This is a genomic window from Paenibacillus sp. RC21, from assembly GCF_044907935.1.
Classification (GTDB): domain Bacteria; phylum Bacillota; class Bacilli; order Paenibacillales; family Paenibacillaceae; genus Paenibacillus; species Paenibacillus terrae_A.
Genome location: NZ_JBIYCS010000005.1, coordinates 22,463 through 34,815, shown reverse-complemented (window position 1 = coordinate 34,815; position 12,353 = coordinate 22,463). Strand labels below are relative to the sequence as shown.

The 12,353-nt window shown below is 51.0% G+C and carries 9 protein-coding genes; all 9 read left to right on the top strand.

Annotated elements, in window-relative coordinates:
- Positions 1-648, top strand: coding sequence for a precorrin-2 dehydrogenase/sirohydrochlorin ferrochelatase family protein (locus ABIA61_RS17205; RefSeq protein ID WP_404581055.1), 648 nt, complete (start codon positions 1-3; stop codon positions 646-648).
- Position 649: 1 nt separating this feature from the next.
- On the top strand, positions 650-1,576 hold the full coding sequence (gene hemC, locus ABIA61_RS17200) for a hydroxymethylbilane synthase (protein WP_404519656.1): 927 nt from the start codon (positions 650-652) through the stop codon (positions 1,574-1,576).
- Positions 1,577-1,580: 4 nt separating this feature from the next.
- On the top strand, positions 1,581-3,134 hold the full coding sequence (cobA, locus tag ABIA61_RS17195) for a uroporphyrinogen-III C-methyltransferase (RefSeq protein WP_404519658.1): 1,554 nt from the start codon (positions 1,581-1,583) through the stop codon (positions 3,132-3,134).
- A gap of 45 nt (positions 3,135-3,179) precedes the next feature.
- The gene (hemB, locus tag ABIA61_RS17190) at positions 3,180-4,178 is read left to right on the top strand and encodes a porphobilinogen synthase (RefSeq protein WP_404581054.1); all 999 of its coding nucleotides are present in this window, start codon (positions 3,180-3,182) and stop codon (positions 4,176-4,178) included.
- Between the two features lie 31 nt (positions 4,179-4,209).
- A complete protein-coding gene (hemL, locus tag ABIA61_RS17185; protein ID WP_283653005.1) occupies positions 4,210-5,514 on the top strand; it encodes a glutamate-1-semialdehyde 2,1-aminomutase in 1,305 nt (434 codons plus the stop codon).
- A complete protein-coding gene (locus ABIA61_RS17180) occupies positions 5,511-6,422 on the top strand; it encodes an RluA family pseudouridine synthase (protein ID WP_283653004.1) in 912 nt (303 codons plus the stop codon). Before hemL ends, ABIA61_RS17180 begins: the two co-directional genes overlap by 4 nt.
- A gap of 125 nt (positions 6,423-6,547) precedes the next feature.
- Positions 6,548-7,864 carry a LysM peptidoglycan-binding domain-containing protein gene (locus ABIA61_RS17175; protein ID WP_404581053.1) on the top strand — a complete coding sequence of 439 codons (1,317 nt, stop codon included), beginning with the start codon at positions 6,548-6,550 and terminating at the stop codon, positions 7,862-7,864.
- A 408-nt stretch (positions 7,865-8,272) separates the two neighbouring features.
- On the top strand, positions 8,273-10,939 hold the full coding sequence (locus ABIA61_RS17170) for a valine--tRNA ligase (RefSeq protein ID WP_283653002.1): 2,667 nt from the start codon (positions 8,273-8,275) through the stop codon (positions 10,937-10,939).
- A 36-nt stretch (positions 10,940-10,975) separates the two neighbouring features.
- Positions 10,976-12,352: a bifunctional folylpolyglutamate synthase/dihydrofolate synthase gene (locus ABIA61_RS17165; RefSeq protein ID WP_283653001.1), complete on the top strand. Its 1,377-nt coding sequence runs from the start codon at positions 10,976-10,978 to the stop codon at positions 12,350-12,352.
- Position 12,353 lies beyond the last annotated feature (1 nt).

Here is a 12,353-nt window from a genome sequence, read left to right as displayed (position 1 = left end):
TTGCAACATTTTGTGCCGATTTCGCTGAATTGTAAAAATAAGATCTGTTGTATTGTGGGCGGCGGAAGGATAGCGGAACGCAAGGTAAAGGGACTGATGGAAAGCGGGGCGTTCATAACCGTCATCAGTCCGAATATAACGCCGGATTTACAGGTTCTGGCCGATCATAAGCAGCTCCACTGGGTAAATCGCGTATACCGCGAGGGTGACCTCCAGGGAGCCTTTCTTGTATATGCGGCGACCGATCGGAGAGATGTGAACGATACGGTTGCGCATGAGGCCGGACAAAGGGGTATACTGGTAAATGTGGCGGACCGTTCGGAAGAGGCGGACTTTATAACGCCGGGCATCATCCGGCGGGGCAGGCTAACGATCAGTGTATCCACCGCAGGTGCAGGTCCGGCTGTTACGTCCGAAATTACATCGGCTTTGGATACGCTGTTTGGTAGGGAATACGAACCGTATCTGGATTTCATGTACGATATGCGGCAAGCGATTAAACGTATCGTATCTTCCCCGCAGCAAAGGGCGAAACTGCTGAGACGTTTGGCGAGTAGCGGAATTTTGGAGCAAATACGACGTCAGGAATTTACTGCATGGACTCAAGAAGAGATAGACACATGGATTGCGCAAAATCAGGAGGAATAGCATGCGAACAATTGTGGTAGGTAGTAGACAGAGCGCGCTTGCGCTAACTCAGACCGGGCATGTCATCGAGGATTTGAACGCGTTGTGCGCGGAGCATGGGCTGGATATGCAGTTTGTCGTAAAAAAAATATTGACCAAGGGCGACCGGATTTTGGATGTAACGTTGTCCAAGGTGGGTGGCAAAGGGCTGTTTGTCAAAGAAATTGAACAGGCCATGCTGGCTGGTGAAATTGATATGGCAGTACATAGTATGAAGGATATGCCGTCAGAATTGCCAGAAGGGCTAGTGAACGGCGCGGTGCCGCGTCGGGAGGACCCGCGGGATTGTCTCGTTACCCTGGGATTCAAGAGCCTGGAGGACCTGCCGCAAGGGGCAAAGGTCGGCACAAGTAGCCTGCGCAGAGCCAGCCAGATCAAGTCATTACGACCGGATCTTCAATTGGAGCCTGTGCGCGGTAATATTGATTCCCGCCTGAAAAAGCTGGAGACTGAAGGATTTGACGCCATTATTTTGGCTGCGGCAGGTTTGAACCGTATGGGCTGGAAAGACCGAATCACGTCCTATATACCGGAGGAAGCCTGCTTGCCAGCAGTCGGACAAGGAGCGCTCGGTATTGAGTGCCGTGCAGACGATGAAGAGTTGCTGGCGTTGCTGCGCCTGTACAACGACGAGGATACCTCGGCTACGGTTGCGGCAGAACGAACCTTCCTGGGCGTGCTGAATGGGGGATGCCAGGTGCCAATCGGGGCTCACGCAGTCTGGGCTGACCAGGAAATCCGCCTCACGGGCATGGTAGGCTCGCCGGATGGCGAAGTTATTTTGAAGGAAACGCTCCAGGGAAATGATCCGCAAAAGCTGGGAGAAGCGGTGGCGGCCAGCTTGATCGCCAAAGGAGCGGAACAGATTCTGGCGCAGGTGAGGGGGTAATGAAATGGCAGGAAAGGTATATTTAGTAGGCGCAGGACCCGGTGACGCAAGACTGATTACAGTCAAGGGTTGGGAATGCATTCAACTGGGTGATGTTATTGTCTATGACAGACTGGCAAGTCCTCGCCTTTTGGGTTTGATGAAGCCAGGTGCCCAAAAAATATATGTTGGCAAGTTGCCGGATCGTCACACCATGAAGCAAGAGGAAATTAATCAGTTGCTGGTGGACTTGGCCTTGGAAGGAAAAACGGTTGTTCGGCTCAAAGGGGGAGACCCCACCATCTTTGGTCGGGTTGGAGAGGAAGCCGGACTGCTGCGTAAACACGGTATTTCCTATGAAATTATACCTGGCATCACTTCAGCAATCAGCGTACCCGCCTATGCGGGCATTCCGGTTACACACCGGGATATGGCCTCATCGCTGTCTATCATTACGGGGCATGAAAGTCCGGACAAGCTCGACAAGAGTATTCATTGGGATAAAGTAACGAACGCAACGGGTACACTGATCTTTATGATGGGTGTAGCGAAGATCGGCTATATCAGTGAGCAGCTGATGAAACACGGCAAATCGCCAAGCACACCCGTTGCTTTAATCCGTTGGGGAACCCGGGCGGAGCAGGATACACTGGTGGGTACGCTGGCAGATATTGAGGCCAAGGTGAAAGCCGCGAATTTTCAGCCTCCCGCCGTTATCGTCGTCGGAGAAGTGGTTAATCAGCGTGAACAGTTAAAATGGGCTGAGGATATGCCTTTGTTCGGCAAGCGGATTTTGGTTACACGTGCGCGTGCCCAGGCCAGCAGTCTGGTTCATCGGATTGAAGAGCTTGGCGGCGAGCCTTATGAATTTCCCGTCATCCAGACGGTTGTCCCTACGGACGAGCCAACGAAACGGCAAATTACTGAGGCGTTTGCACGATTGCCTGAATACGACTGGGTGTTTTTTACCAGCGTTAACGGAGTGGAATACTTTTTCACTCATCTGAAGGAACAAGGCAAGGATGTACGTTCGCTATTTAAGGCGCGTATTGCTGCAGTCGGACCGGCTACAGCGGCGGCACTTCGCACGCACGGAATTGAAGCGGAGCAGATTGAAGGCCCTTTTCAGGCAGAGGGCTTGCTCGAAGCGTTTGAGCAGGATTTGCAGGCAGGGCAGAACGTATTTCTGCCAAGAGGCGATCTCGCTCGGTCCTGGCTGCCGGAGAAGCTGAGAGAGCTGGGACTTGAGGTGACCGAGGCCGATTTGTATCAAACCGTGCTGGCGGCAAACGCACAGGATGATGAACTACTCAAGCTGCTTGAGGAACGTGCCATCCATGCGATTACTTTTACCAGTTCCTCAACAGTAACCTTTTTTCTGGAAGCACTTAGGCAGATGGGAGTCGAAGATCCGCTGTCGCTGCTGGAGGGAGTGACGATCGCTGTGATTGGTCCTCTCACCGGAGAAACAGCGACCCAAGCGGGCCTGACCGTCAGCTTCATGGCGGAAAAGGCAACTATTGAAAGCCTGATTCAATCGCTATGTGACTGGAAACAATCAAGCGCTGTGACATCATAATTATATTTCACCAAATGAATGTATAAAAACTGGGGGTTTGCAATCATGAGTGTTCCTTTTACCAGACATCGCCGTTTGCGTCAATCTGCTGCTATCCGCAGTATGGTACGTGAGACGGTATTGAATCCAGCTGATTTTATCCAGCCCATCTATGTAACATTCGGTACAGGAGTGAAGCGGGAAATCAGCTCCATGCCGGGTGTGTACCGATTTTCTCTGGATCAATTGGAAGAAGAACTGAAAGAAATTAGTGAGCTTGGCATTCCTGCTGTGCTCCTGTTTGGCATTCCAGAGACGAAGGATAGCTTGGGTACTTCAGCTTTTGTTGACGATGGTGTTGTTCAGGAAGCTACACGTCTGATCAAGTCTCGTTATCCCGAGCTGCTGGTTGTGGCTGACACTTGTTTGTGCGAGTTTACGGATCATGGGCACTGCGGTATGGTCCACATGCATGAGCATGATGGTGAGGTATGTGGTGAAGTGCTGAATGACGAATCTCTGAAGGTGCTGGTACGTACAGCCGTTTCCCAGGCGAGAGCGGGCGCTGATATTATCGCGCCATCCAATATGATGGACGGCTTTGTGCAGGCGATTCGACAAGGGCTGGATGAGGAAGGCTTTTCGCATATTCCGATTATGTCGTATTCCGTCAAATATGCGTCTGCTTTTTATGGGCCTTTCCGGGAAGCGGCAGATTCTGCACCGCAATTCGGTGACCGCAAGTCCTATCAGATGGACCCTGCCAATGCGCGTGAAGCATTGCGAGAAGCAGAATCCGACGTGCTGGAAGGTGCGGACATGCTGATGGTGAAGCCGTCCCTTTCGTACCTGGACGTGATGCGCACGATTAAGGATCAATTTGATCTGCCTATGGTGGCTTACAACGTCAGCGGTGAATACGCGATGGTCAAGGCGGCAGCTCTTCAAGGCTGGATTGATGAAAAAGCGATGGTGCTGGAGATTCTGACGAGCATGAAGCGCGCAGGTGCAGACATGATTATTACCTATTCCGCCAAGGATGCGGCAAGATGGTTGAAGCAATAAACGTATCTTCCAGAAGACAGGAGTGATCAGAATGATCAACGAACAACGAACAGTGCGCGAGGATGCGCGCTCCAAAGTAGCCTTTGATGAGGCAAAGCAATATATTCCGGGTGGCGTAAACAGTCCGGTCCGGGCTTTTAAATCCGTCGGCATTACGCCTGTTTATATCGACCGTGGAGAAGGATCGCGGGTATATGATATCGACGGTCAATCCTATATTGACTATGTATGTTCATGGGGACCGCTCATTATGGGACATGCGCATCCTGAGGTCGTTAAGGCTTTACAGGCTGCAGTTGTCAAAGGAACCAGTTTCGGAGCGCCGACGTTAGCGGAAACCGAAATGGCGAAGCTCGTTTGTGAGCGTGTTCCTTCTATGGATATCGTTCGTATGGTCAACTCGGGAACCGAGGCGACGATGAGTGCGATTCGACTCGCACGCGGATTTACGAGCCGCAGCAAAATCCTTAAATTTGAAGGCTCTTATCATGGTCACGCGGACAGCTTGCTGATTAAAGCAGGCTCTGGTGTGGCAACACTGGGTCTGCCCGACAGCCCCGGTGTACCTGAGGTCGTGGCTTCACACACGATCACCGTTCCTTACAATGATTTGGCTTCGGTGAAACTGGCCTTTGAAAAATTTGGCGAGGAAATTGCCGCCATTATTGTCGAGCCAGTAGCCGGAAATATGGGAGTCGTACCGCCACAACCCGGATTTTTGGAAGGACTGCGCGAAGTAACCCGGCAGTATGGAAGCCTGCTGATTTTTGATGAAGTCATGACCGGATTCCGGGTAGGACTTCATTCAGCTCAAGGTCGCTTTGGTGTGACCCCGGATCTCACATGCCTGGGTAAAGTCATTGGCGGAGGTCTGCCTGTAGGTGCTTATGGCGGACGTCGCGATATTCTGGAACAGATTGCTCCTTCCGGTCCGATCTATCAGGCGGGTACGCTTAGCGGAAATCCGCTGGCTATGGCAGCAGGCTATTCGACGCTTAAATTGCTGACGCCAGAAGTATATGATCGACTGGAAGAACGGGCAGCCCGGCTTCAGGCCGGATTCGAGCGTAATGCACGTGAGTTGGGTATACCTGTCACGATCAACCGTGTGGGTTCCATGGTTTGTCCTTTTTTCACGGAGGAGAAGGTTGTCAATTTTGATACAGCCAAAACAAGTAATCAGGACCACTTCCGCCGTTACTTTACCGAATTGGTGAACGAGGGGGTCAGTGTGGCGCCATCCCAATTTGAGGGCATGTTTGTGTCGGGTGTGCATACGGTGGAAGATATTGATGCTACCATTGAAGCGAACTATCGCGCGCTCAAACATCTATGAGCTGGCAGGGCGGCTGGAAAAGACGGGGACCGTGGCTGGAAGTCACACCGGGACGGGAAATCACAGAGGGTGAACATTACACCGATGCTGTAGATCATTGGTTGCTGAACCGTTTGGAGCTACCGGACAAGCTGTGGCGCAGACTGCGACATGAAAAGCAGATTGAACTTGCGGGGGACCGGCTGCGGCTGGCCCTTTTTCCCGTTACAAACCTTGGCGTGATTCCTCGCTGGTATGATTTGAAGGTGCTGTATGAGGATGATTTTTGCTTGGTCGCACACAAACCGGCGGGTATGGCGGTACATCCGGACGGAGCTGTAAAAGAGGGACCACTGACGTTGGATCATGCGGTCGCATCGTATTATGAGATGAATGGCATCCATGCGGCAGTACGGCATGTGCATCGACTGGATACGGATACGACAGGCCCGGTGCTGTATGCCAAAAATGAATTCGCGTTGCTCAAGCTGGACGAGCAGATGCGGGCCAAAGATATCGGTCGCCGTTATGTGGCTTTGGTACGGGGTGAAGTCCCTTCATCACTGCGGACGCTGAATTGGCCGATTGGCAAGGACAGGCATCACAAGCAGCGTCGCCGTGTTTCTTCGACCGGACAGAGCGCGGTTACCCATGTGGAGCTTGGTGAAGTGTGGGGGAGCGGTCAAAAGGCGGTTAGCCTCGTATATTTAACACTGGAAACAGGCCGAACGCACCAGATTCGCGTTCATCTTAGCCATGCGGGCTATCCGTTATTGGGGGATGTATTATACGGGGGACGGGCTGCTGATTTTGGCAGGCAGGCGCTGCACGGAGAGCGTCTTACCTTCCGTCATCCGCTGAGCGGTGAAACGATTACTGTGGAAGATGCTTGGCCGGATGATTTTCAAAAGCTGCATCAACAGCTATAAAAGATGGCATGCCTTCTATTTTGGCGCATATACTTGAACCTAGAAACGGTTTGCAATATGGAGTTTCCGTGCGCCTGACAGGAGTCAGAGGATGTGCGGAGGCTGCCCAAAGGAGGATGCCATCCTTGAACAAACAACAGAATGATCAGCCGCAAGGCTTGCGTTTTGATATTTATGAACGCATTCATTTGACGGAGGAAGCTGCCGGGATTGCTGAGTTGGAGGAAATTGAGCTTCTGCCACGCATTCAGGTTGTAACCCACGGCGACCATGCCGCTTTGCGAGGGCATTTGCTGCTGGAGGGCGTGTACCGCACACCTGAACAGGTAATGAATGAGCTTCATCATTTGATCCCTGTGGAAATTACGATTCCACTGAATCGGGTAGGAAGATTGGAAGACATTTCAGTTGAGATTGAGAATTTCGATGTGGACCTGCTATCATTACGTAGTCTGAATATTACAGGTGTTCTCTCCCTGCACGGGGTGGAAAGCTCCCATGCGGAGGAGACAGCGGTTTGGCTGGATGAGGAATTTACGGTGGTGCACGCACCTGAACATCCCGCTCGCCCCTTTTCCGCGAATGCAGAGCAGCGTCAGGAAGAAACTTATGCCACTCAGAATTCTGTATCCGATCATACGACGGAGTCTGAATCTTCATACAGGGTGCCAGCTCAGCAGGAGTACGCTTCCTGGGAACAGCCATCACAGGAGTATGGGGAGCAGAAGTCATCACCGGAACACCAAGCTTACGAGTCTGCTGTAGACCCGAACCGGATCTATGAGCCTTGGACGGGTAAAGCTGTTGAAGACAGCACTTCCGAGGTAAAGCATGAGCATGAGACACCAGAAGTATGGGGATTTCAGCAAGAGGAAGCATGGACGGGAAGTGAGCCGAAAATATCCTCCACAGCTCCCAATGTGGTCTATGATCCTTTGCTGGCTGAACCGCATCACGCGACGGAGCCAGAGATCTATCTGGAGCCGCAGCTGGAAGCAGGTCAGGTGGATGATTTTAGACGTGAGACATTAGAGCAGGTGGACGCTGTGTCCCAGGACACTGTTGCAGACGATAAACCGGAGATGCGCGTGGCGCTGAACAGCAAAAAGAACGAAAAAGCAGACGAGCCGGACCCGGTGGTCTACTCATCATTGCTACAATCCAGTCGTTCGGTGAAGGAAGCGGAATACCAGCAGCAACTGGAGCAAGAACCGCAGGGGCAGGAAGCCCAAGAAGAGCGTGAGGCTGCCAAATGGAAAAACCTTTTTTTCCATACACAGGATGAAACGCCGTTCCGCAAGGTCCGATTATGCATCGTTCAGCGTGAAGATACACTAGAAACGATCGCTGATCGCTATCAACTCAGCACACGGGAGCTTCAACTGTATAACAAGCTGGCAGAGCATCATGTAGAAGAAGGGCAGGTATTGTACATCCCTTAATTCGGTCATTGGAAAATGAGCAACGGGTGTTGACTATAGTCAATGGGAAATGTATGATGTGGTATAGCTATTGAAAGACTGAGATCGGGAAGAGTAGGCAGCAAGCCCTTCAGAGAGTGGAATTGCAGCGCTGTGAGGTTCCGCAGGAAGCTACTGGCCGAAGTCACCCGGGAGTCGCCTGTTCGAACGGTCCCTCATTTAATCCCAACGGAAGGTACGAGGTTCACGGTAGAATAAGGCCGGTCCGCAGCCGTTATCTGCATAAGTGTCACACCATGTGTAATGGATCAGTGGATACATACACTAGGGGTGAAACAAAGGTGGTACCGCGAGAGAACAGCCTTTCGTCCTTTGAGGATGAAGGGCTTTTTTTATTTGCCAATTGAAAAATCATGGAGGTATCCTGATATGTCAGAACAAGACAACAAGACAACCTTGGAAATGCCGACAACGTACGATCCAAAATCAGCCGAGAAAAAATGGTACAAAACGTGGATGGAGAAGGGGTATTTCCGCGCTGGACGACTTCCAGAGGCAGAGCCTTTTACAATCGTTATTCCACCACCGAATGTTACAGGCATGCTGCACATTGGACATGCTCTTGATTTTACTTTGCAGGACATTATTATCCGCACCAAGCGGATGCAGGGCTATGACGCATTGTGGCTGCCAGGGGCAGACCATGCGGGCATTGCCACCCAGACGAAGGTAGAGCAGAAGCTGCGTGAGGAAGGCTTGACGCGCTACGATCTGGGACGCGAGAAATTTTTGGAGAAGGTTTGGGAATGGAAGGATCTCTACCTGGACAACATTCATAATCAATGGGAAAAAATGGGATTCTCTCTCGATTATTCGCGTGAGCGTTTTACGCTGGATGACGGGTTGTCTCAAGCCGTTCGCGAAGTATTCGTCAAGCTGTACAAGAAGGGCCTGATTTATCGCGGTAAACGCATCATTAACTGGGACCCTGCTGCACGTACGGCTCTATCAGATATTGAAGTGGAATACAAAGAGGTAAACGGAAATCTGTATCACCTGCAATATCCGCTTCAAGATGGCAGTGGGTTTATCACTGTAGCCACCACGCGTCCTGAAACCATGCTGGGCGATACAGCGGTAGCCGTACATCCTGAGGATGAACGGTACAAGCATATGATCGGCAAAACACTCGTGCTTCCGATTATCGGGCGGGAAATTCCGGTCATTGCGGATGACTACGTAGAAAAAGACTTCGGTAGCGGTGCGGTTAAAATTACGCCAGCTCATGATCCGAACGACTTTGAAATGGGGCAACGTCACCAGTTGCCACAGATTACCGTTATGGACGAAACAGGTACGATGAACGCCGAAGCAGGCAAATATCAGGGTCTTGATCGCAGCGATTGCCGTAAGCAAATCGTCGCTGACCTGAAAGAGCAGGGCGTGCTGCTCCGTATCGAGGAGCATGTGCATCAGGTGGGCCACAGCGAGCGTACAGGTGCGGTTGTAGAACCTTATCTGTCTACACAATGGTTCGTGGAAATGAAGCCTCTGGCAGCCAAAGCGATTGAAGTGCAGAAGGCTGGCAATGGTGTAAACTTTGTCCCGGATCGCTTTGAGCGTACTTATCTGCACTGGATTGAAAATGTGCGTGACTGGTGTATTTCCCGTCAATTGTGGTGGGGACACCGTATTCCGGCTTGGTACGATGAAGAAACCGGAGAAGTTATTGTATCGGCAGAGGATCCTACAACCTTGCCTGAATATGCTGGCAGAAAGCTGAAACAGGATGAGGACGTGCTGGATACATGGTTCAGCTCTGGTTTGTGGCCGTTTTCGACATTGGGTTGGCCTGAGCAGACTGAGGATCTCCAACGCTACTACCCGACCAATGTTCTGGTTACAGGGTATGACATTATCTATTTCTGGGTGTCGCGGATGATCTTTACCGCACTGGAGTTTACGGAAGAGATTCCGTTCAAGGACGTGCTTATGCACGGACTGGTTCGTGATGCGGAAGGTAGAAAAATGTCCAAATCCCTTGGCAATGGTGTTGATCCGCTCGACGTAATCGACCAATATGGCACGGATGCCATGCGGTATATGATTTCTACCAGCAGCACGCCTGGACAGGACCTTCGCTTCCGTTGGGAACGGGTAGAGCAGGCACGTAACTTTGCCAATAAAATCTGGAATGCGTCACGCTTTGCGCTGATGAATCTGGAAGGGGTCACTGCGGCCGATATCGACATTACCGGTGATTTGAGCACAGCGGATCGCTGGATCCTTCACCGTTTGAACGAAACTTCACGCGATATCACGCGTCTAATAGATGCTTATGAATTTGGCGAGACAGGCCGCCTTCTGTACAACTTTATTTGGGATGACTTGTGCGACTGGTACATCGAGTTTGCGAAGCTTTCCCTGTATGGCGAGAATGCAGAGGCGAAAAAGAAAACACAGTCCGTACTGGCGTATGTGCTGGATCGGACACTGCGCATGATTCATCCGTTCATGCCGTTTATCTCCGAGGAAATATGGCAGCATCTTCCGCATGAAGGCGAAACGATTACACTGGCCGCTTGGCCTGTTTACGATTCGGCTTTCGAGGACAAGGATGCGGTAGCTGAAATGAATTTGCTGATCGACGTGATTCGCGCAGTGCGGAATATCCGTTCTGAAGTGAACGTGCCGATGAGTAAAAAGATCGAATTGCTCGTAAAACCCGGCGATCAAGCCGTTCTCGATATCATTAACCGCAATGGGGAATATGTACGTCGATTCTGTAATACGTCTGAATTCGACACGGGATTGGAACTCTCTGTTCCAGATAAAGCCATGACTTCTGTAGTCAGCGGAGCAGAGCTATACCTGCCGTTAGCCGGGCTGCTTGATATTGCCCAGGAAATTAGCAGACTGGAAAAAGAGCTTCAGCATTTGAACAGTGAAGTGGAGCGCGTGGAGAAAAAGCTGTCCAACCAAGGCTTCGTGGCGAAGGCACCAGCCAAAGTCATCGAGGAAGAGAAGGCCAAGAAAGCCGATTATTCGGATAAGCGCGCCAAAGTTATCGCACGGATTGAAGAACTCAAGGGATAATTCCACTAACTATAAAATGACCTGAAGGTGAAGAGGATGTCAGATACAATCAGGGGCGGGGGAGTGGCTCCTTTACAAAGCTATGATGAAGCAGTGGAATGGATTAACGGTTTGATTCCGTTCGGAATCAGACCCGGACTGGAACGGATTGAGAAGTTAATGAGCATGTTGGGGGATCCGCAACGGCATCTTAAATTTGTGCATATTGCGGGAACCAACGGCAAGGGCTCGACCTGTGCTTTCTTAACCTCTGTTCTGCTGAAATGCGGTTATGATGTGGGAACCTTTACGTCTCCGTATATCACCCGGTTTACGAACCGATTCCAATTCAACGGGACGGATATTCCCGATGATACACTGGTCTTGCTTGCCAATCGTTTGTATCCGTTGGTCAAGGAAATCGCGGCCAGTGATTTGGGATCACCCACGATGTTTGAGGTATCGACAGCGTTGGCTATTTTATATTATGCAACGGTGACTTTTCCAGATGTTGTGGTATGGGAGACGGGCCTCGGGGGAAGGATGGATGTAACTAATATCGTGAGTCCTATCGTCTCGGTCATTACGAATGTAGGCTATGACCATACGGATATTTTAGGGGATACACTCGAACAGATCGCAGGCGAAAAGGCTGGAATTATCAAGCCAGGCGTACCTGTTGTTAGTTGTGTATCTCAGCCAGAGGCTATTCAGGTTATACGGGAAACGGCGGCAATGCAGGGAGCTACCTTGTATCTAGCAGGAGAACAGTTTACGTATGAACGGCTGAATGGGGACGAAACAGGACAGACTTTTTCGTTTGCGGGACCCTTCCGACACATGGAAATCGGCATCACGTTGTTAGGCGAGCATCAATGTGCTAATGCGGCAGGAGCTTTGATGACGCTTGAGGTGCTTCGTCAGTATATGGCTTTTGTGCTGGATGACGCTGAACTACTGGAGGGCTTTAGAGAAGCAGCCTGGGCAGGTCGTCTGGAACAGGTCAGCAGTTCGCCGCGAATTGTTATTGACGGTGCTCATAATCCAGAAGGGGCGCAGACGCTGGCAAAGAGTCTTCCCCAACTGTATTCGTACCGAAAAATGGTTTTAATGATGGGTATGCTGTCAAACAAGCATCATGAAGCATACTTGCAGCATATACTGCCACTAGTGGATACGCTTATCCTGACCGAGCCCGATTTCCGCCGCAAAATGAATGCCGCTGAACTGGCTCATCTCGTGGAGAAGCTGCGGCCGTCCTATGCCAAAACGGATTTGAAAATTATTGTAGAAGGTGACTGGAAAAAGGCTCTTCGCTTGCTTCAGTCACATACGGAAGCGGAGGATCTGGGGGTGGTGTCCGGAACACTGTATCTCATTGCGGATGTACGGGCTACCCTTATGTATCAAACCGATTCGGAAAAAGGTTGGTGAA